Origin of the sequence: Actinomadura luteofluorescens (assembly GCF_013409365.1) — a bacterium.
Taxonomy (GTDB): domain Bacteria; phylum Actinomycetota; class Actinomycetes; order Streptosporangiales; family Streptosporangiaceae; genus Spirillospora; species Spirillospora luteofluorescens.
On record NZ_JACCBA010000001.1, the window covers coordinates 9,504,475 to 9,524,224 of the forward strand.

Genomic DNA, 19,750 nt, shown 5'->3' on the forward strand with positions numbered 1-19,750 from the left:
GCGCCGCCGGCGTGACGGACGCCGTTATCGCTGGACGACCCCGAGGTCGGGTTCGATGGTGATCGAGTCCAGGTTGACGTTGCCGTTGTCGTTCGGTCCGTAGACGAAGGTCAGCGGCGTGGACGGGGCGAGGCGGATGCCGGCCCGGTGCTCCGACCAGGTGTCCCAGGACGCGAGGTCGGGGAGCTGGAGCTGGACGGACTGCGTCCCTCCGGCGAGGGTCATGGTCCGCGTCGAGCCCATGCCGTTGGCGTAGCGGAGGCGGACCGTGTAGAGGCCCTCGGCGGTGACCGGGGCGTCGACCCGCACGCCGCTGTCCTTGGTCTTCAGGCAGGCCACGAATCCGGTGCCGGTGTAGCCGGTGTGGTCGGTGCGCCGGCAGGCGCCGCTGACGAGTTGCGCGGTCTCCGCCTCGATCGTGCGTGGTTCGGCGGCGAGCGCCCGGCTCGCGGCGAGCAGGCCGGCCGCGACGTCCGGGGAGATCGGCGCTGCCTTGACCAGGGCGTCGAACCGGTCGAGGGCCTTCCTCATGCCCGCGGCGTCGCCCGCGGACGCGGCGTGGACCGCGGCCTTGATCTCGGCGGCGAGCTTGCCGGACAGGGCCGCGTCGACGGCCCGGTCGTCGGCCGCCCCCCGTACCTTGAGCGCGAGGGAGACGAGCCCCTCCGGTGCGCCGAGCCGGGCGGTGAGCCGGTCGTCGATCGCGGTGCGGGCCGGCGCGCTCACTTCGTCGAGCGGAAGGCGGTAGAGGGCGAGCCGCACGTCCTGCAGGGCCAGGAGGCGGCCGGTCGCGTCGCCCCGGCGGAGCATGGCCTCGCCCTTGACGATCGAGGGCTGGAGTTCGGCCGCCGCCGACGGGGTCAGCGCGCCGGACCGCCGCAGGTCCCGGACGAGTTCGAGCAGTGGACGCGGCTGCTCCACCTTGACCGGTTTGCCGTGCTCGCCCGCCGCGACCTGGAAGTCCCCGTCGGGCACCTCGGAGGCGGGCAGCGTCCACTCGACGGTCCGGGTCCCGCCGCCCGCCACGCGGACGCGCTGGGGCTCGCCGGCGGCGCGGCCGTCGAGGAACACCCGGGCCTGGAATTCGGCCACGGTGCTGCCCTCGTTGGTGAGCGGGGCCTTCACGGTGAGCCGCTGGGTTTCCTGGTCCAGGACGGCCTCGGCGGCGCCGTAGTCCGCGCGGGGCGGGGCGTACCGGGAGAGGCCGCGGAGGTCGTCGGCGGTCGCGGGCCTGAGCTTGACCGCCTGCCCGCCGCCGCCGACGAGTGACATCGACAGCCGGGTGGAGGACCTGACCAGCGTCTTGTGGATCTCGACGGGCAGCGGGTCGCCCTTCCAGGTGGTCTCCTGGGCGTCGGCGTAGGTCTCCGCCACGAACGTGCCGGGCGGCAGGAACGACAGCGGCACCTGGAGGGTCCGGTCGTTCTCGTCGGTGACCGCCCCGAGGTACCAGGTCCGGCCGCTGCGCCGGGCCGTCGTGGTGTAGTCCCCGATGGCGCTGTCCAGGACGCGGGTCTCGTCCCACGTGGCGGGCATGTCCTTGAGGAACGCGAACCCGGGGTGGGCGGCGTAGTTCTCGGGGGTGTCGGCGAGCATCTGCATCGGGCTGAAGAACGTCGGATACAGGGCGAGCTGCGCGGCGGAGGTGGTCTGGACGCGGGTCCCGAGGCGGGCCGGGTCCCAGGTGACGTTGAGGACGCCGGGCGTGTAGTCGGCGGGCCCTCCCATGAACCGGGTGAAGGGGAGGATCGTGGCCTGCGCGGGCGGGTTGCCGCCCGCGCCCATGTAGTTGTGCTGCTCCATGCCCGCGACGCCCTCGCCCGTCATCATGTTCGGGTAGGTGCGCGCGAGGCCGGTGGGCTTGATCGCCTCATGGGCGTCGACCGTGATGCGGTGCCGGGCCGCCGTGTCGACCACCCGCTGGTAGTGCCGGACGGCCTCCTGGTCGTAGTGGCTGCGGTTGACGCCGCCGAGCAGGTACTTCGTGGCGTAGCCGGTCTTGATCGAGTGGATGCCGAGGGCCTCGTACCTGGAGAAGATCTTCTCCAGGTTGCGGTCGTAGTAGTCGACGTCGCCCCGGGTCTCGTTGTGCGCGATGAACCCGACGCCGTTGGCCTTGGCGTACCGCAGTACCTCGGGGAGGTCGAGGTCGGCCTGCGGGGTGAGGAAGTCCTGGCCGCTCCACGAGCCGCCGGAGCCGGTGTTCCAGCCCTCGGCGAGCACGAACTTGGCGCCCGCCTGCTTGGCGAGGTCGATGTACTGCTTGACCCGCGCGGTGGTCGCGCCGTGGTTCGGCCCGGCGTTCCAGGTGGTGGCCCGCCGTTGCAGTTCCCACCAGACGCCGACGTAGGTCGCGGGCTCGATCCAGGACGTGTCGTCGCAGATGGCGCACGCGTCGTTGAGGTTCTCGATCAGGTGGGACTCGCCGAGGTCGCCGGGCCGCTCACCCGTGGTCAGGGTGCGCCAGGGGGTGGAGAACTCGCCGTTCAGCTTGGCCTTCGTGCCGTCGGGCAGGCCGATCAGGTCGCTGGAGAAGGCGCCGGGGCGTCCCGGTACCGCCTTCAGGGTCATGCTGGGGTAGTCGGTCAGGTCGGCCTCGTGCACCACCACGTAGGAGTCGGAGGCGGGCGAGGCGGTGATGGGCGTCTGCGCGGTGGGGACGCTGGACAGGGGCAGGTCGCGGTAGTGCTTCTCGTCGGCGGTCCAGTTGGTGCCGGCGGCGATCGACCAGCTCCGCGCGCCGGGCTCGAAGGTGAACTCGGTCTGCTCGGCGGTGACGGTGTAGGCGCCGAGGCCGGGCTGCCCGGGGAAGTGGTAGCGGAACCCGACACCGTCGTCGAACACCCGGAACACCAGGTCGAGCTTGAACCCGGTCCCGTCCTGTACGGCGTGGACGGTGAGCTCGTTCGCGTGGTTCCTGACCTTGCTGGACGTGCCCCAGACGGGCTTCCACGTCTCGTCGATCGTGCGCCGTTCGACGGACTCGATGGACATGTCCCGCGTGAGGCTGGGCCGTCCCGCGAGGTCCATGCCGAGTCCGGACGCGCCGACGAGGACCCTGCCGCGCTCCTTCACGCTGTAGGTGAGGCGCCCGTCGTCGGTGGCGACCGTCACCCGCAGGTCCCCGTCCGGTGACCGGACGGCCCGGGCGTCCTTCCCGGAGGCCTCGGCGAGTCCGCCGGAGGGGGCGGGCTCGCCTGCCCGGGCCGGGGCCGCCGCGAGCGCTCCCGGAACCATGAGGGCCGCCGCCGTGACGAGCGATACCGCCCGTCTTCTTCGCCATTTCGTGCCTGCACGGCCCATCGCGTCTCCCTGGGGGTGGGGGTGGAACGCTCCACAACAGTCCGGTGATCGTAAGTTGAGCGAAACTCTATGGTCAACACTCTTAAAGACCGATATTTTTAACATTCAGCGCTCTAATTCGCTATCGTCGTCGGGTGCCCACCTCACCGAACACCAGGGTCGAACGCGGCAGGCGCGCGATCCTCGACGCGCTGAACCAGTCCTTCCCCGCGACCCGGCAGGAGCTGAGCCGCCGGACCGGGCTCGCGCCGAGCACGGTGGCGGGGATTGTCCGGGGGCTGCTGGCCGAAGGGCTGGTGCACGAGCACGCGGCCACCGAGCGCGCGGGCCGGGGCAGGCCGTCCTCCCCGCTGTCGCCGCACCGCCCCCCGGGGTATCTGGTCGGCATCGACTTCGGGCACACGCACGTCTCCGCGGCCCTCGCCTCGACCGCGCAGCAGGTCGTCGCCGAGGACCGGGTGCCCGTGGACGTCGACGGTTCGGCGGGCCACGCGCTCGACCGGGCGGGGGCCCTGGTCGCGGGCCTGCTCGACCGGTCGAAAGTGCCGGCCGGTTCGGTGCTGCGGACGGTGGCGGGGATCCCGGGGCCGATCAACCAGGCGACCGGCCGGATCCAGTCGGCCACGATCCTCGCGGGCTGGGCGGGCGTCCGGCCGCGGGAGGAGCTCACCGCCAGGCTCGGCGGCGAGGTGACGATCGCCAACGACGCGGAGCTCGCCGCGCTGGCCGAGCACACGCACGGGGCCGCCCGCGGCGTGTCGGACCTGATCTACGTCAAGGCGTCCCACGGCATCGGGGCCGGGCTGATCCTCGCGGGCCGCCGGTACACCGGGGCCTACGGGGCGTCCGGGGAGATCGGGCACACGCTGGTCCAGGAGGGCGGGGCGCAGTGCCGCTGCGGGCAGCGCGGCTGCCTGGAGTCGGTGGTGTCGATCGGCGAGGTGTGGCGGCAGCTCATCGCGGCGGGCCTGCCGCTCCCCGAGCAGCCCGACGAGCTCTCCCTGGACGCACTGGTCGGCGATCCGGTGGTGGCCCGGATCGTCGCCGACGCGGGGCGCCGGCTCGGACGCGTCCTGTCCGACCTGTGCAACGCCCTGGACCCCGCGATGCTCGTCATCGGCGGTGAGCTCGCGACGGGCGGCGAGCCCCTCCTGGAGGGGATCCGCGAGTCGCTGCGCCGCTTCGCCCAGCCCGCGATCAGCGACCGGGTCCATGTCCGGTCCTCGGCCCTGGGCGCGCGGGCGGCGCTGGTCGGCGCGCTGGCCCTCGCCGCCACGGAGGCCATCATCTGAAAAACGACGGGTGAGGGTCCGGGCGTCCGGGCTGGCGGGCCTAGGGTGGGGCGGCATGGCGCTGCGACTTGTCCAGGTGAACTTCAAGGCTCGGGACGATTCGGCGCTCGGCCGGTTCTGGGCGGAGGCGCTCGGCTGGGGCACCGACAGCGAGGCGCCCGGGGTGACCAACCTTGAGCCCGCGGGCTTCGACTGGCCCGACCCCACCGCCGTCTGCGTCGACCTCGTCACCGTGCCGGATCCCGAGTCGGTGAAGGACCGCGTGCACCTCGATCTCGCCACCGCTTCCGCGGCCCATCAGGCCGAGCTGGTCGCGCGCCTGAAGGATCTCGGTGCGACGCCCGCGGATGTGGGCCAGGGCGATGTCCCGTGGACGGTCCTGGCCGACCCGGAGGGCAACGTGTTCTGCGTGCTGGAGCCCCGGGAGGTCTACCGGGACACCGGGCCGATCGCCGCGGTGGTTGTCGACTGCGCCGATCCCCGGGCCATGGCCCGGTTCTGGGGCGAGGCGATGGACTGGACCCTGCACGAGCTGACCGACGACCGTGCGGTGATGCGTGCCCCCGAGGGCGTCGGCCCGTATCTGGAGTTCCTCCGCACGCCCGCCGAGAGGACGTGGTGGAACCGCGTGCACCTCGACCTGCTGCCGTACGTCGTCAGCGACAAGGAGGCGGAGGTGGACCGGCTGCGGGGCCTGGGCGCCACAGACCTCGACGTCGGTCAGGGCGACGTGCCGTGGACGTGCCTCGCCGACCCGGAGGGCAACGAGTTCTGCGTCCTCGGCCGGAGCACCGACGAAGCCTCGGCGTGAAAACCGCTTGAGCTTCCCTTCCGCGGTCCCGTAGGTTGCCCGCGGCTCCATCGCAGTGAAGGCAAAGGACAGAACCGCGTGACCCCGCCTGCTCTTCAGACCTGACATCTTCTTTCGCTCACCTGTAGCCGACGCTCCCGTCGGTCCTGCCGGGCCGCACTTGCGCGCCCGGCCCTGCAGCGTTTGAGGCCGCGCGTAATCGGCCTCGTGTCAGGTCTAGAGAGCTCATGTCTTCACAACCTCATATCGTGCTGCCCTGGGTCGTCCGTCGGACCAGGCTGCCTCTGCTGTCGTCGCGGTGCGTGGACTGCGGGTCGCGGTCGGCCACCACCGGCGAGGGCAGGTTCCGCGTCAACGCCAACGGCAAGCTGCTGGACGTGTGGCTGCTGGTCCGCTGCGTCTCCTGCGATCGGACGGGCAAGGTCCCCGTCCACGAGCGGGCGCCGGTCAGATCCCTCGATCCGGCCGAGCTCCACGGCTACCGCGTCAACGATCCGGAGCTGGTGGCGTCCACGCTGCTGGATCCGTTGCTCGCCCGGCGCAGCCGCTTCACCCTGGACTGGACGGAGGCCTGGCGGTTGGAGGCCCCCTCGCCGCGGCTCGACGAGGCATGGCCGGTCCAGGTGGAGGTGGTCTTCGAGGATCCGGTGCCGCTGCGCCCGGACCGGCTCATCGCGCAGGGGCTCGGCCTCAGCCGGAACGAGGTCCTGCGCCGGATCAAGTCCGAGACCTCGTTGCGCCGTCCGAGGAACACCGGATTCACCTTCACGGTGCTGCCGATGCGGTAGCGGGGATGGAGCCGGGCGGGTCACCCGGCCCGCCCGGCTTCCCCCTGCGAGCGCGGCCGCCCTGGGCGTGCTCAAGCCGTTCGGGCCGGTGGTGGAACGCGCGCTGGTAGCGTCTGCGGCGTGCGTGACCGGTTCGAGGCGTCGTTGCCGGCGCGGTGGAAGGCGCCGCTGGTGGCGGGCGCGCTGGCGGCGCTGTCGCCGGTGCTGCTCCTGGCGCCCCGCGGGGTGCCGGCTGAGGCGGGGCGTCCGCTGGTGACGGCGTTCGTCGTCGTCCAGGCCGCGGCGCTGTGGTGGCTGGGCGCGCGGCCCGCCGTGGTCACCGCCGTCGCGGTGGTCTCCGGGGCGGCCCTGCAGTTCCTGGTTCCGACGGCCGGGCCGGGGATCGCGCTGGTCGTGCTGAGCACGTTCGCCTGGCTGCGGCCCGCGCGGACGTCGCTGTGGGCGGCGGCGGGAGCCGCCGCCGTCCTCGGCGCGACGGCCGGTGCCGGCGGGCACGGCGTCGCGGCGGTCCTGTGGCCGGTCGCGGCGGTGCTGGCCTGGAGCTGGGGCGCGCTCGGACGGGCGTGGGCGGCGCGGCGGCAGGCCGAGGCGCGCAGGGTGGTGCTGGAGGAGCGGGCGCGCATCGCGCGTGAACTGCACGACGTCCTGGCGCACACGGTGTCGGTGATGGTGGTGCAGGCCGCCGCCGCGGACGACGTGTTCGACAGCAGCCCCGAGAAGGCGCGGCAGGCGGTGCGGAGCCTGGAGGCGTCGGGCCGGGAGGCGCTGGTCGAGCTCCGCCGCTTCGTGCGCACCGTGCGCCTGCTGGACGGGGAGACCGCGGCGGTCCCCGAAGGCGACGCCCTGGTGCCGCAGCCGTCCCTGGCGGATCTGGACCGGCTCGCCGGGAGGGTGGAGTCCGCGGGGCTGCCCGTCCGCGTGGTGCTGGACGGCTTGGAGGACGCCGACGTCCCGCCGGGCGTGGCCCTGTCGGCGTACCGGATCGTGCAGGAGTCGCTCACCAACGCTCTGCGGCACGCGCGCGCGTCCGTCGCCGTCGTCACGGTCCGCGCGCGGGACGGCGGGCTGACCGTGGAGGTCCGCGACGACGGGAAGGGCGGCCGGTCGGCCTGGACGGGCGGCTCCGGGCAGGGCGTCGCCGGTATGCGCGAGCGCGCGGCGCTGCTCGGCGGGACGCTGGAGGCCTCGCCGGATCCGGCGGGCGGGTTCCGGGTCCGCGCCCATCTGCCGCTGGAGGACACCGCATGACGATCCGGGCGCTGCCCGGGGTGCCCGCCTACGACCCCGGAGTGGTCCGGCCCCGTCTCTCCGTCTGAGGACGGAGGCCGCAGACCAATCCGCCGCCGGAGGCGCGGGGGCGGGTCGCGTCCCTAGCGTCGGGGCATGGTCCTTTCTCGAAACCGGCCGCCCCGGGCGGGCCGCGCGCAGCGGCGGCGGCAGCGGCGCGCCGCGCTCGCGCTGGTGCTCGTAGCGCCCGCCGTCGCCGAACTCACCCTCGGCTCGATCTCCGTGAGGATGCTGTGGCTGGTCGTCCTCTACGTGCCGATCTACGGGGCGGGGGTCCTGCTGATCCGCGAGGCGGTCCGCCGGACGGGCGGCGGGGCGGGCGCCCTGCTGCTGATGGGCCTCGCCTACGGGCTGGTCGAGGAGGGCCTGGCGTTGCAGAGCCTCACCAGCCCCCATCTGTACGGTGCCGCGGGCTGGGGGCCGAGGCCGTGGGGCGTCAACGCCCCCTACGCCGAGCTGAACCTGCCGTACCACGCGGTGTTCAGCGTCCTGCTGCCGGTGACGCTCGTCGAGTTGATGTTCCGCGACCTGGGCCGGAGGCCGTATCTGCGGCGCGGGGGGCTCGTCGGGACGGCCGCCGCGGCGCTGCTGGGGGTGGGGCTGCTGCGGGTGTCGGTGCCCCCGTCGCAGGACTCCGGCTACCTGCTGTCGGGGCGCGCCGTCCTGGTGGTCCTGGGGCTGGCGGCCACGGCGGTGGTGGCGGCGGTGGCGGCGGCGCTCGTCCGGTTCCCGCGCCGCGCGGGCCGGCGTCGCGCCGGCGTGGCGGGTCCGGTCCCCGGTCTGTTCCGGCTCGGCGCCGTGTGCGCCGTGGCGGCCTTCGCCTTCCTGGCGCTGCTGTTCCCGTTCGCCGGCGCGCACCATCCCGCGTTCCTGCCCCGCGCGTGGGCGCCGCTGCCGATGGCGGCCGCGGCGGTGGTCGCCGCGGCCGCCGCCTGGGCGGTGCGCCGGTGGAGCGCGGCGGACGGCTGGACCGCGCGCCACCGGCTGGCGGCCGTGACCGGGGCGCTGGTCGCCCACACCGCCTTCGGCCTGGTGTCCCACACTCGCGACCCGCTCGACACCGCGGGCCTGGCCGTCATCGGGGCGGTGATGGTCCTGCTGCTGCACCGCCTCGACGACCGCCTCGCCACCGGTCCCGCGGCGCCGATCCCCGATTACCGCTGATCGCTGTCGTGAGTCCGTCTGCTCAATCGGTGGGGTCGCCGAACCATTCGGCCAGGTGGCCGTCCAGGTCGGTCTGGTCGTCGCCGACCCATGCCACGTGGCCGTCCGGCCGCAGCAGGGCCGCGGGCACGTCCAGTTCCTCACTGGTGTCGGCGACGTGGTCGACGCGGTCCTCCCAGCCCTCGGCCGACAGCCGGCCGGTCTGGTCGAGGAGCAGTCCGCGGCCGTCGTGCGTCAGCTCGAAGAGGCGGCCCCGCTTCAGTGCGACGTCCCGGAGCCTGCGGCCGACGAGCGGGTGCCCGCCGCCGAGGTCGTAGCGGACCCCGATCGCGATGATCTTCTCGGTCAGGTGCCGGTTCACCTCGTTGAAGTCCATGAGCTCCGACAGCAGCCGCCGCACGGCCAGGGGGCCCGGCTCGGTGGACAGCAGCTCCATCTGCACGCGGGTGTTGTCCAGCACGTCGGCCGCCACCGGGTGCCGTTCGGCGTGGTAGGTGTCCAGCAGTCCCTCCGGTGCCCGGCCGCCGACCTCGGCGGCCAGCTTCCAGCCGAGGTTGAAGGCGTCCTGGATGCTGAGGTTGAGTCCCTGGCCGCCGACGGGCGGGTGGATGTGCGCGGCGTCGCCGGCCAGCAGCACCCGTCCGGTCCGGTAGCGCTCCACGAGCCGGGTGGCGTCGCCGAAGCGGGAGAGCCAGCGCGGCGAGTGGACGCCGAAGTCGGTGCCGGCGACCGCCCGGAGGCGCCGCTTGAACTCCTCGAGCGTCGGCGGGGCCGAGCGGTCCTCGGCCACTCCCTCGGCGGGCACGATGACGCGGTGGACGCCGTCCCCGATCGGTCCGATGCCGAACCGCTTCTCGGTCTCGCGGACTTCGGCCGTCACGGCGGCCATCTCTTCGGGCGGCGCGGTGGCCCGCATCTCGCCCAGGAGCGTCTCGACCCGGGTGGGCTCGCCGGGAAAGCCGACGCCGAGCAGCTTGCGGACGGTGCTGCGGCCGCCGTCGCAGCCGACGAGGTAGCGCGATCGCAGCCGTGTGCCGTCGGCGAGTTCGGCGGTCACCCCGTGCTCGTCCTGGCTCACCCCGGCCACCTCGCTGCCGCGCCGTATCTCGGCGCCGAGTTCGGCGGCGCGCTCGGCCAGCAGCCGGTCAGTGACGGGCTGCGGGATGCCGAGGACGTAAGGGTGCGCGGTGTCCAGCCCGTCGGGCGCGGGCTTGCGGATGGCGGCGAAGAAGCCGCCGACCGGGTGGGTCTTGCCGTGTGCGAGGAACCGCTCCAGCAGGCCGCGCTGGTCCATCACCTCGATGCTGCGCGCGTGCAGGCCGAGCGAGCGCACGAACGGGGCCGGCTCCGCGTCCTTCTCCAGGACGAGCACGCGCACCCCGTGCAGCCGCAGTTCGGCGGCAAGCATCATGCCGGTCGGCCCGCCGCCGACCACGATCACGTCGATCATGAGTCCCCGTTCGTGAGAGTGTCCGTCGGCCGGCTGCCCCGGCGGCGTCCCGGTGCACGCCGCGTCCCGTTCACGCAGGTACCGGCCTCGGCCGACGATTCTGGGGGACGACCCGGGTCTTGCCGCAAGCCCCCCGGCCCGCTATAACTTGAAAATGGAGGGAGTGAGTTCGTCCTCCTTCCCGCGCCGCGCGGAGCGCAATATCCGGTGGTGCCGGATTTCCCGGCCCGGGCCTTCCCCGATTGATAATCTCAACGTTGAGATTGTCGCGGGAGGGTGGGCATGGCGGACGCGGTGGACGCGATCCTGGCGCAGTGGGGCCGCGAGCGTCCCGACCTGGACGTGTCGGCGATGGGCGTGGTCGGGCGGATCTCGCGGGCGCAGTCGCTGCTCGGCCGGGAGCTGAAGGAGTTCTTCGCCGCGCGGGGGCTGGAGAGCTGGGAGTTCGACGTGCTGGCGACGCTGCGGCGGCACGGCGCCCCCTACGAGCTGACGGCGGGGGCGCTGCTGCGGGCGGCGATGGTCACCTCGGGGGCGATCACCAACCGGATCGACCGGATGGAGGCCAAGGGCCTGGTGGAGCGGGTGCGCGACACCGGTGACCGGCGGTCGGTGCGGGTCCGGCTGGCGCCGCGCGGCCTGGAGATCGTGGACGAGCTGGTCGGCCTGCACGCCGCCAACGAGGAGCGCCTGCTGGCGGCGCTGTCGCCGGCCGAGCGCGGGCACCTGGCCGCCGCCCTGCGCACCCTGCTGGAGTCGCTCGGCGACACGACCCTCGGCTCCCCGCCCGGCGAACGCTGAGGTCCCCGGCCGCGCGGGCGGGCGGCGCGGCCTCTCGCGCCGTGGTCAGGGTGCGGTGAAGGGTCGGATGGCGCGGGTGGCGCGGTCGGCGATGGCGGCCAGGTGGCCGGCGAGTTCGGGCGGGTCCAGCAGGGTGTAGTCGATGGGCAGCAGGGTGACGCGGTAGGCCAGGAAGCGCATCGAGTCCGACCGGGTGTGCAGGAGGCAGGTGCGGTCGCCTGCGGGTTCCAGGACGCCCTGCCATGCGGTGACGTGCTCGGCGGCCTCCTCGACGGGGGCGTGCAGCAGCAGCCGGGCCCGGATCGTGCCCGATCCGCCGGCCAGGGCGTCCATGGCCCAGGCGGCGGCGTCGGCGCCGCCGGGCAGGCGGAGTTCGGGGCCGCGCATGCCGGTGCGGTGCGGGTCGGTGAGGCGGTCGACGCGGAAGGTGCGCCAGGCGGCGCGGTCCTCGTCGTGGGCGACCAGGTACCAGCGGCGGCCGGCGGTGACGAGGCGGTGGGGCTGGGCCAGCCGGCGGGTGCCGCGGCCGTCGGCGGCGGTGTAGGTGAAGCGGACCTTCTCGCGGGTGAGGCAGGCGGCGGCGAGCAGGGCCAGGACGGAGGGGTCGGCGGCGGGCGGGGCGCCGTCCTGCGGCGGGAGGGGCACGGCGGCCTCGGTGAGGGCGGCGACGCGGTGCCGCAGCCGGTGGGGGAGGACCTGTTCGAGCTTGGCCAGGGCGCGCAGCGAGGTGTCCTCGATGCCGGTGACGGCGGCCGCGGCGGCGGTGCGCAGGCCGATCGCGACGGCGGTGGCCTCGTCGTCGTCCAGCAGCAGCGGCGGCATCGCGGCGCCGGCGGTGAGCCGGTAGCCGCCGGCGCTGCCGTGGGTGGCGTGGACGGGGTAGCCGAGCTCGCGCAGGCGGTCGACGTCGCGGCGGATGGTGCGGGCGGTGACGCCGAGCCGCTCGGCCAGCTCGGTGCCCGACCACTCGCGGGGGGTCTGCAGGAGGGACAGCAATCGCAGGAGCCGTCCGGACGGATCGCGCATGACGTCCATCCTGCCGGGCCTCTAGGACGTTGGGTGACCTATTGGCCGTCTAGCGTCGTGGGTGTCGGGGCCGGAGCGTCCGGTTCCCGGTGATCGGAGGCACGACATGCTGCGGGGATTCGCGACCATCAGCTTCTGGGCGGACGACGTGGAGGCGGCCAAGGACTGGTACGCCGAACTGCTGGGGATCCAGCCGTACTTCCGTGTCGCGGGCCCGGACGGCGGCGCCGCCTACTACGAGTTCCGGGTGGGCGACTACGAGCACGAGCTGGGGTTGATCGACGCCCGGTACCGTCCGGGAGGGCCGCCGGCGGGTCCGGGCGGGGCGGTGACGTTCTGGCACGTGGACGACCTGGAGGCGGCGGTGGAGCGGCTGCTGGCGATGGGCGCGCGGCCGCACGAGGAGATCACCGAGCGGGGCGAGGGGACGGGGTTCGCGACCGCGTCGGTGGTGGACCCGTTCGGCAACGTGCTGGGCGTGATGTCCAACCCGCACTACCTGGAGGTGCTGGCCAAGGCGACTCCCCGCTGACGGGGCCCGGCCGGCCCGCCGGAGGCGGGCGGCGGGCCGGGGCGGGGCGGGTCAGGCGTCGTGGACGTAGTCGCGCAGGTGGCGGGCGGTGAGGGTGTCGGCGCCGGCGACAAGGTCGGCGGGCGTGCCGGTGAACACGACGCGGCCGCCGTCGCTGCCGGCGCCGGGGCCGAGGTCGATGATCCAGTCGGCGTGGGCCATGACGGCCTGGTGGTGCTCGATGACGATGACGGTGTTGCCGCCGTCGACGAGCCGGTCCAGCAGGGCCAGAAGCTGGTCGACGTCGGCCAGGTGCAGGCCGGTGGTGGGCTCGTCCAGGACGTAGGTGGCGGCCTTCTCGGCCATGTGGATGGCGAGCTTGAGCCGCTGGCGCTCCCCGCCGGACAGGGTGGTGAGGGGCTGGCCCAGCCCGAGATAGCCCAGGCCGACGTCGGCGAGGCGGTCCAGGACGGCGCGGGCCTGCCCGGCGGTGAAGAACTCGCGGGCCTCGGCGACGCGCATGGCCAGGACCTGGCTGATGTCCTTGCCGCGCAGGGTGTAGGTGAGGACCTCGGCGGTGTAGCGGCGGCCCTGGCACTGCTCGCACACCGAGGCGACGCCGGCCATCATCGCCAGGTCGGTGTAGACCAGCCCGATGCCCTTGCAGGCCGGGCAGGCGCCTTCGGAGTTGGCGCTGAACAGGGCGGGTTTGACGCCGTTGGCCTTGGCGAAGGCGGCGCGGATGTGGTCCAGCAGCCCGGTGTAGGTGGCGGGGTTGCTGCGGCGGGATCCGCGGATGGGGGACTGGTCGACCACGACGACGCCGTCGCGGCCGGGCAGCGCCCCGTGGATCAGGGAGCTCTTGCCGGATCCGGCGACGCCGGTGACGACGGTGAGGACGCCGAGGGGGATCTCGGCGTCGACGTTCTTGAGGTTGTGCAGGTTCGCGCCCGTGATGGTGAGGTGCCCGGACGGTTCGCGGACCTTCTCGCGCAGCCGGGCGCGGTGGTCCAGGTGGCGCCCGGTGAGGGTGCCGGACGCGCGGAGCCCGGCGAGGTCGCCGGTGTAGCAGACATGTCCGCCCTCGGCGCCGGCGCCGGGCCCGAGGTCGACGACGTGGTCGGCGATCGCGATGGTCTCGGGCTTGTGCTCGACGACCAGGACGGTGTTGCCCTTGTCGCGCAGGCGCAGCAGCAGGTCGTTCATGCGGGCGATGTCGTGGGGGTGCAGGCCGGCGGTGGGCTCGTCGAAGACGTAGGTGATGTCGCTGAGGCTGGAGCCGAGGTGGCGGACCATCTTGACGCGCTGGGCCTCGCCGCCCGACAGGGTGGGGGACTCGCGGTCCAGGCTGAGGTAGCCCAGGCCTATCTCGACCAGGGAGTCCAGGGTGCCCTGCAGGGCGGCCAGCACCGGCGCGACGGACGGCTCGGTGATCTCGCGGACGACGGCGGCCAGGTCGCTGATCTGCAGGGCGGCGCAGTCGGCGATGTTGAGCCCGCCGATGCGGCTGGCGAGGGCGGCGGCGTTGAGGCGGGTGCCGCCGCACGCCTCGCACGCGCTGAAGGCGACGGCGCGCTCGACGAACGCGCGGATGTGGGCCTGCAGCGACTCGGTGTCCTTGTCCAGGTAGAGCCGCTTGACCCTGAGCAGCAGGCCCTCGTAGGTGATGTTGACGCCGCTGCTCTTGACCTTGGTGGGGGGCTTGTGGAGGAGGTCGTCCCACTGGGCGGGGGTGTAGTCGCGCAGCTTGGCGTCCGGGTCGAACAGCCCCGAGTCGGCGATCACGTTCCAGTACCAGGACCCGACGCCGAAGCCCGGGACGGTGAGGGCGCCCTCGTTGAGCGAGAGGTCCCGGTCGACCAGCTGGTCCAGGTCGACGCGGGAGGTGCGGCCGAGTCCCTCGCATTCGGGGCACATGCCCTCGGCGTTGTTGAAGCTGAACGCCGAGGAGGTGCCTGCGTGCGGTTCGCCGATCCGGCTGAAGATGATGCGCAGCATGGTGTGGGCGTCGGTGGCGGTCCCGACGGTGGAGCGGGAGTTGGCGCCCATCCGCTCCTGGTCGACCACGATCGCGGCGCTGAGGTTGCGCAGCGCGTCGACGTCGGGGCGGCCGACGCTCGGCATGAAGCCCTGCACGTACGCGGTGTAGGTCTCGTTGATGAGCCGCCGCGACTCGGCGGCGATGGTGCCGAACACCAGGGACGACTTGCCCGATCCCGACACGCCGGTGAACACGGTCAGGCGGCGCTTGGGGACGTCCAGGCTGATGTCGGCGAGGTTGTTCTCCCGCGCGCCGCGGACCTCGATCAGCTCGTGGGCGTCGGCGGCCCGGAGCGCTTCGGCGTGCGGCCCGGGTTCGGCGGTCGTCTGCTGGAGGGGCATGGGCGGCTTCCTCACTCGCTTGATATCTTAGGGCGTAAAGAGATCCTCGATCCGGTTAGTTTATGGCATAAGGAGATGCAGGTTGGTCGTCTTCGCCGGGCAGGGCGATCCGCGCCGCTCGATGGACCTGCTGTGGCGCGGCGCGCCTGCGCCCCGCACGGGGCCGGGGCCGCGGCCGGGGCTGAGCGTGGAGCTGATCGTCGACACCGCGATCGCCGTCGCGGACGCCGAGGGGATGGCGGCGCTGTCGATGCGCGCGGTCGGGGAGCGGCTCGGCCGCACGGCGATGGCCCTGTACACCTACGTGCCGGGCAAGGCCGAGCTGGTCGATCTGATGTACGACCGCGCGCTGGCCGAGCTGCCCGGCGGCTACGACTCCGCGGACGGCTGGCGCGCGGCGCTGACCCGGTGGGCGCAGGACTCCTGGGAGTTCTACCTGCGGCACCCGTGGATGCTGCAGGTGTCGCAGGCGCGCCCGGTGCTCGGCCCGAACGAGTACCGGGCGCTGGAGGCGCTGCTGGGCGTGCTGGCCGGCACCGGGCTGCCGGCGCGGCGGGTGCGGCGCGCGGTGTCGGCGCTGTCGAGCGTGGTGCGCGGCGCGGCGCAGACCCTCGCCGAGTCGCGGCAGGCGGTGCGGGCGACGGGCCTGTCGGAGGAGCAGTGGTGGTACGGCCGGGCCGGGGCCCTGGAGGCGCTGGCGCCCGGGTTCGCCGAGCGCTTCCCGCTGGTGGCCTGGCTGGACGCCGAGGACGCCGTCGGCGGCGCCGAGGACGTCCCGTTCCTGGAGCAGGCGGCGCGGGAGGCGTTCGAGGGCGGCCTGGCCCTGGTCCTGGACGGCATCGCCGCGGCCCTCGACGCCGGCGGCGGCTGACCGGGCGCCCCGCGGCGTGTGACGTGCGTCTCTCGGGCGCGCGGGACGTCACATCGGGGGACGCCGAAGGCCTCCTATTGGCATGGAGACCTTCGCGGTCCAGCCGCGCGACACGACCTGCCGCACCCTCCTGCACGCCGCCCACCACGCGTTCCGCCGGGATCTGGACCGGCTCGCGGCGGCCGCGGCGGCGGGCAAGGGCGGGGCGTCGCACGTGCGCGCGGGCTGGGAGAACCTCAAGGAGCAGATCCGGCTGCATCAGGAGCTGGAGGACGGGTGGCTGTGGCCGCGGGTGGAGCGCGCGGTGGCGGGGCGCCGGGTGGAGCGCGCGGTGCTGGAGGAGATGCGCGCCGACCACGTCCGCCTGGCCCCGCTGATCGCGCGCGTCGACGCGGCGATGGGCACCGCGCCGGGCCGGGGTTCGGCGGTGGGGGAGGGCGGTGAGCTGTCGGCCGCGGCGCGGGAGCTGCGCGAGGCGCTGGAGCGGCACCTGCTGCACGAGGAGATGAGCGCGCTGCCGCTGGCGGAGTCGGTGCTGGCCGACGCGCAGTGGCGGGAGCTGGCCGCCGAGGCGCGGGGCCGCTGCGAGGCGGGGACGCCGCTGTTCGTCCCGTGGGTGGTGGACGGGATCGGGCCTGTGGAGCGGAGCCGGTTCCTGACGTCGCTGCCCGCGCCGCTGCGGGACCTGAACCGGGTGATGTGGGAGCCCCGGTACCGCAAGCGCCGCCTCTGGAGCGTCTGACCCCGCCGCGGCCCGGGGGCGCGGCCCTGGGGTCAGAAGCGTGCGGTGAGCAGGGCCAGGACGGCGACGCCCGCGGTGAGCCAGGCGGCGTAGTCGCCGACGTGGCCCGAGTGCAGCGCGTGCAGGCGGCGGGTGGCGGCGCCGGCGGCGCGGGCCAGGGCGGCGCGCGCAGGGGCCGGGGCCGCCGGGCGGGTCCGGGCGGCGCGGCGGACGCCGGCGGCGGCGACGGCCAGCGCGAGCAGCACGGTGGCGGCCGCTCCGGCGAGGCCCGCCGGTGTCCAGGGCTCGGCGGGCGCCGCGTGCGGGTGGGTCAGGCGGCCGTCCAGGACGAGGGCGGCGTAGGCGCCGCGGTCGGTGAACATCGCGGCGGCGTCGGCGACGGGTCCGCCGGGCAGCAGCCCGGCCGCCAGGCCGGCGGCCAGCAGCGCGACCGCGGGCGCGACCATGACCCAGGGGATTGAGGCGAGGATGCCGGGCGTCTCGGGCCCCTCGTGCTCGCCCAGGTCCGAGGATCCGCCCGGGGCGCCGGTCTCGCCAGGATCGCGGCGCAGGGGCAGGCCGCGCCACACCACCAGCCACACGCGCAGGACGGCGCCGGCGGTGACGGCGGACGCGGCGATGGACAGGGGGGTGAACCACCACCAGCCCTGCTCCAGCACGGCGTGCTCGGTCACGGAGTGCCCGGCGAACAGCCCCGACGGCGGGAGCCCGGCCAGGCACAGCCCGCCGACCAGGACGACGGCGCCGGTGACGGGCATGACGCGTCCGCGTCCGCGCAGGTCGCGGGCGTCGACGCTCTGGTACCGGTTCAGCAGCGCCCCGGCGGCCAGGAACAGGGCGCCCTTGACGCCGGCGTGCCCGGCCAGGGAGTAGGCGGTGCCCGCCAGCGCCGCGGGGGCGCCGGCGGCGACGCCGACCAGCAGCAGCCCGGCGTGGCTGATGGTGGAGTAGGCCAGCAGCCGCTTGACGTGGTGCTGCAGGAGGCACATGACCGCGCCGAGCAGCGCCGCGGCGGCGCCCAGGACGGCGACGGCGCGCAGCGGCACCAGCCCGGGGAACACCGCCCAGTAGGTCCGCGCGACCCCGTAGACGCCGAGTTCGACCATGACGCCGGAGAACAGGACGCAGACGGGGGTGGGGGCGACGGCGTGGGCGTCGGCGAGCCAGAAGTGGAAGGGGACGGCGGCGGCCTTGACCAGGTATCCGGTGCAGATGAGCACGAACGCGGCGGTGATCAGGGCGCCGGGGCGCCCGTGGGGGGCGGCGCCGCTGAGGTGGCGGCCGAGGGCGGCGAGTCCGAGCTGCCCGGTGCGTCCGTAGACCAGGGCGATGCCGGCGAGGGTGAGGTAGGCGCCCAGGGACTGGACGATGCCGAAGTTGAGGGCGCCGTGGACGGTGGCGGGCTCCTCGGAGCGGTAGCCGGTGAGCGCGAACGCCACGACGCTCATCAGCTCGAAGAACACGAAGGCGTCGAACAGGTCGCCGGTGTAGACGAACGCGCACATGGAGGCCAGGAACAGCAGGATGAGCGCGTGGAAGATCGCCTGGATCTCGGTGAAGTACCGCCAGGAGAACGCCAGCGCGGCCAGGGTGAGGGCGGCGGCGACGCAGGCGAGCCCGGCGGCGAGGGGGTCGGCGGCCAGGGGGATGCCGACGCCGGTGCCGGGGCCCCAGCCGCCGAGCCAGGTGACCTGCGGGTGGCGGGGGGCGCGGGCGAGGGTGAGGGCGGTCAGCGCGGTGACGGCGGCGGCGGTGGCCAGGGCGGTGATGTCGACGACCGGGCGCGGCAGCCACCGTCCGGTCGCGGCGAGGAGGGCGGCGGCCAGGACGGGCAGCGCGACGGTGGCCTGCAGGATCACGGTTCGAGGGTGCGCAGGGCGCCGGGGTCCAGGGTCGCGCGCCGCTTGGCGACCTGCACGGCCAGGGCGAGCAGCAGCGCGGTGACGGTGGCGCCGACGACGATGTCGGTGAGGGTCATGGCCTGCACGACGGGGTCGGTGACGGGCCTGCCGGCGGGGGGCGGGGGCCGGTCGGAGAACACCGGGGCGGTGGCGCCGGAGCGGTAGCCGATGGCCAGCAGCAGCACGTAGGTGCCGGACTGGGTGACCGACACGCACACCACGGCGTGCACGAGGTCGCGGGAGGTGACGACGCCGTAGAGGCCGGCGAGCATGATCCAGCCGGCGGTGAGGTAGGGCAGGGTGCTCACGCGGTCTCCCGGGTGTCGCCGGTTTCGCGGTGCTCGCGGATCAGGAGGGCCTGTTCGAAGAACTTGCCGAGCAGCAGGACCAGGGCGCAGCCGACCTCGATGCCGACGGCGGTGTTGAGGGCGGGGACGCGCTGGGCGGGGGAGGCCCCGGCGGCGGCCAGGGCGAGCAGGACGAACGCGGCGGCGGCGACGGCCTCGGCGGACTCGAACACCGGGATGGGCCGCAGCCGCTGCAGGGCGGGGTAGTCGCCGGCGAGGTAGAGCAGGTGGATCGCGGTGCCGAGGATGACGCCGCCCTGGAAGCCGCCGCCGGGGGACTGGGCGCCGTGCGCGACGATGTAGACGCCGATGAGCAGGGTGAGGGGGAGCAGCAGGTGGCCGACGATGCGCAGCGCGTCGGAGACCTCGGCGGGCCCGTGCCGCAGGGTGGCGCCGTCGCGCTCGTCCTCGCGGCGGACGACGCGCAGCAGCGCCACGGCGGCGATCGCGGCCGACAGCAGGATGAGCTCCTCGCCGAGGGTGTCGAAGGCCCGCTGGTCGAAGTTGACGGAGGAGACGACGTTGGGGGTGCCCCGCCGCACGGCCTGGTGGACGGCGCGGTCGGCGTAGGGGTGCAGGGTCCCGCCGAACGCGGGCAGGCCGAGCGTCCCGGCGGTGAACAGGGCGGCGGTCCCGGCGGCGCCGCCGGCGAAGACCAGGACGCGGGTGCGGGGCCTCACCGGGGCGTCCGTCCGCCGCCCGCGCCCTTGCGGCCGCTCTTGGAGCGCGCGGTGCGGCTGTCTGTCGTTGTGGTGTGGCGGTAGCGGCGGGTCGCGTGCAGGGCGAGCACGACCAGCAGCGGCAGCAGGACGGTCCCGACCCCGATCTGTGACATCGCGACGTCGGGCGCCTGGAGGATGAGGAACAGCAGGCCGAGGACCATCCCGTAGCCCGACAGGACGATCGCCTGGCGGACGGTGTCGCGGGTCAGGACGACGGCGGTGGCCATGAGCGCGACCAGGCCGAGGGCGGCGGCGATGAGCGCGTCGGCGAGCGGCCCGGACAGCGCGTCGAGCGCCGCCGCCGGCGCGGCGCTCGCGGTGCTGAGGGCGGTCGCGGTGGCGGTCATGGCGG

The 19,750-nt window shown here is 74.4% G+C and carries 17 protein-coding genes; 9 read left to right on the forward strand and 8 right to left on the reverse strand.

The genetic code is table 11. The features are described 5' to 3' along the window. Positions 1-24: 24 nt before the first annotated feature. Complete coding sequence (locus BJY14_RS43685) at positions 25-3,237, reverse strand: glycoside hydrolase family 97 N-terminal domain-containing protein (protein WP_179848969.1); 3,213 nt, start codon at positions 3,235-3,237, stop codon at positions 25-27. Positions 3,238-3,437: 200 nt separating this feature from the next. On the opposite strand from BJY14_RS43685, the gene BJY14_RS43690 reads away from it, so the two are divergent. From BJY14_RS43690 to BJY14_RS43710, 5 genes are all read left to right on the forward strand, one after another. Then, positions 3,438-4,595 carry an ROK family transcriptional regulator gene (locus tag BJY14_RS43690; protein WP_179848970.1) on the forward strand — a complete coding sequence of 386 codons (1,158 nt, stop codon included), beginning with the start codon at positions 3,438-3,440 and terminating at the stop codon, positions 4,593-4,595. 55 nt (positions 4,596-4,650) lie between these two features. After that, on the forward strand, positions 4,651-5,406 hold the full coding sequence (locus BJY14_RS43695; protein ID WP_179848971.1) for a VOC family protein: 756 nt from the start codon (positions 4,651-4,653) through the stop codon (positions 5,404-5,406). Positions 5,407-5,654: 248 nt separating this feature from the next. After that, positions 5,655-6,194, forward strand: coding sequence for a DUF1062 domain-containing protein (locus BJY14_RS43700; RefSeq protein ID WP_312879757.1), 540 nt, complete (start codon positions 5,655-5,657; stop codon positions 6,192-6,194). Between the two features lie 120 nt (positions 6,195-6,314). Then, positions 6,315-7,442 (forward strand): sensor histidine kinase, encoded by a 1,128-nt coding sequence (locus BJY14_RS47025; protein WP_179848973.1) that lies wholly within the window; start codon positions 6,315-6,317, stop codon positions 7,440-7,442. 135 nt (positions 7,443-7,577) lie between these two features. Beyond that, the gene (locus BJY14_RS43710; RefSeq protein WP_179848974.1) at positions 7,578-8,645 is read left to right on the forward strand and encodes an AF_0692 family protein; all 1,068 of its coding nucleotides are present in this window, start codon (positions 7,578-7,580) and stop codon (positions 8,643-8,645) included. A 22-nt stretch (positions 8,646-8,667) separates the two neighbouring features. Here BJY14_RS43710 and rox read toward each other — a convergent pair whose 3' ends face one another. After that, on the reverse strand, positions 8,668-10,095 hold the full coding sequence (rox, locus tag BJY14_RS43715) for a rifampin monooxygenase (protein ID WP_179848975.1): 1,428 nt from the start codon (positions 10,093-10,095) through the stop codon (positions 8,668-8,670). Positions 10,096-10,377: 282 nt separating this feature from the next. Here rox and BJY14_RS43720 point away from each other — a divergent pair, with 282 nt between their 5' ends. Then, positions 10,378-10,896, forward strand: coding sequence for a MarR family winged helix-turn-helix transcriptional regulator (locus BJY14_RS43720; RefSeq protein ID WP_179848976.1), 519 nt, complete (start codon positions 10,378-10,380; stop codon positions 10,894-10,896). 45 nt (positions 10,897-10,941) lie between these two features. On the opposite strand, the gene BJY14_RS43725 is transcribed toward BJY14_RS43720, so the two are convergent. Then, the gene (locus BJY14_RS43725; RefSeq protein WP_179848977.1) at positions 10,942-11,922 is read right to left on the reverse strand and encodes a helix-turn-helix transcriptional regulator; all 981 of its coding nucleotides are present in this window, start codon (positions 11,920-11,922) and stop codon (positions 10,942-10,944) included. A 106-nt stretch (positions 11,923-12,028) separates the two neighbouring features. Here BJY14_RS43725 and BJY14_RS43730 point away from each other — a divergent pair, with 106 nt between their 5' ends. Further along, positions 12,029-12,454, forward strand: a complete 426-nt coding sequence (locus BJY14_RS43730; protein ID WP_179848978.1) for a VOC family protein — start codon at positions 12,029-12,031, stop codon at positions 12,452-12,454. Between the two features lie 51 nt (positions 12,455-12,505). On the opposite strand, the gene BJY14_RS43735 is transcribed toward BJY14_RS43730, so the two are convergent. Further along, positions 12,506-14,815, reverse strand: coding sequence for an ATP-binding cassette domain-containing protein (locus BJY14_RS43735; protein WP_179848979.1), 2,310 nt, complete (start codon positions 14,813-14,815; stop codon positions 12,506-12,508). A gap of 82 nt (positions 14,816-14,897) precedes the next feature. Between BJY14_RS43735 and BJY14_RS43740 the strand changes: the two genes are divergently transcribed. Together BJY14_RS43740 and BJY14_RS43745 are read left to right on the forward strand one after the other, a co-directional pair. After that, the gene (locus tag BJY14_RS43740; protein WP_179848980.1) at positions 14,898-15,686 is read left to right on the forward strand and encodes a TetR/AcrR family transcriptional regulator; all 789 of its coding nucleotides are present in this window, start codon (positions 14,898-14,900) and stop codon (positions 15,684-15,686) included. Between the two features lie 82 nt (positions 15,687-15,768). Continuing rightward, complete coding sequence (locus BJY14_RS43745; protein WP_179848981.1) at positions 15,769-16,428, forward strand: hemerythrin domain-containing protein; 660 nt, start codon at positions 15,769-15,771, stop codon at positions 16,426-16,428. 32 nt (positions 16,429-16,460) lie between these two features. On the opposite strand, the gene BJY14_RS43750 is transcribed toward BJY14_RS43745, so the two are convergent. The 4 genes from BJY14_RS43750 to BJY14_RS43765 are packed head-to-tail and all read right to left on the reverse strand — an operon-like array spanning position 16,461 to position 19,745. Continuing rightward, the gene (locus tag BJY14_RS43750) at positions 16,461-18,287 is read right to left on the reverse strand and encodes a complex I subunit 5 family protein (RefSeq protein ID WP_218905863.1); all 1,827 of its coding nucleotides are present in this window, start codon (positions 18,285-18,287) and stop codon (positions 16,461-16,463) included. Continuing rightward, positions 18,284-18,637, reverse strand: coding sequence for a sodium:proton antiporter (locus BJY14_RS43755; protein ID WP_179848982.1), 354 nt, complete (start codon positions 18,635-18,637; stop codon positions 18,284-18,286). Before BJY14_RS43755 ends, BJY14_RS43750 begins: the two co-directional genes overlap by 4 nt. Then, on the reverse strand, positions 18,634-19,356 hold the full coding sequence (locus tag BJY14_RS43760) for an MnhB domain-containing protein (RefSeq protein WP_179848983.1): 723 nt from the start codon (positions 19,354-19,356) through the stop codon (positions 18,634-18,636). The genes BJY14_RS43755 and BJY14_RS43760 overlap by 4 nt, the downstream gene beginning before the upstream one ends. After that, a complete protein-coding gene (locus tag BJY14_RS43765) occupies positions 19,353-19,745 on the reverse strand; it encodes a Na(+)/H(+) antiporter subunit B (RefSeq protein WP_179848984.1) in 393 nt (130 codons plus the stop codon). Before BJY14_RS43765 ends, BJY14_RS43760 begins: the two co-directional genes overlap by 4 nt. Positions 19,746-19,750: the final 5 nt, after the last annotated feature.

Bases quoted from the DNA above. Each gene is read 5' to 3' on its own strand.
- BJY14_RS43730 (WP_179848978.1), top strand. From the start codon at position 12,029: ATGCTGCGGGGATTCGCGACCATCAGCTTCTGGGCGGACGACGTGGAG.
- BJY14_RS43765 (WP_179848984.1), bottom strand. From the start codon at position 19,745: ATGACCGCCACCGCGACCGCCCTCAGCACCGCGAGCGCCGCGCCGGCG.
- BJY14_RS43725 (WP_179848977.1), bottom strand. From the start codon at position 11,922: ATGCGCGATCCGTCCGGACGGCTCCTGCGATTGCTGTCCCTCCTGCAG.
- BJY14_RS43695 (WP_179848971.1), top strand. From the start codon at position 4,651: ATGGCGCTGCGACTTGTCCAGGTGAACTTCAAGGCTCGGGACGATTCG.
- rox (WP_179848975.1), bottom strand. From the start codon at position 10,095: ATGATCGACGTGATCGTGGTCGGCGGCGGGCCGACCGGCATGATGCTT.
- BJY14_RS43685 (WP_179848969.1), bottom strand. From the start codon at position 3,237: ATGGTTCCGGGAGCGCTCGCGGCGGCCCCGGCCCGGGCAGGCGAGCCC.
- BJY14_RS43745 (WP_179848981.1), top strand. From the start codon at position 15,769: ATGGAGACCTTCGCGGTCCAGCCGCGCGACACGACCTGCCGCACCCTC.
- BJY14_RS43710 (WP_179848974.1), top strand. From the start codon at position 7,578: ATGGTCCTTTCTCGAAACCGGCCGCCCCGGGCGGGCCGCGCGCAGCGG.
- BJY14_RS43735 (WP_179848979.1), bottom strand. From the start codon at position 14,815: ATGCCCCTCCAGCAGACGACCGCCGAACCCGGGCCGCACGCCGAAGCG.
- BJY14_RS43720 (WP_179848976.1), top strand. From the start codon at position 10,378: ATGGCGGACGCGGTGGACGCGATCCTGGCGCAGTGGGGCCGCGAGCGT.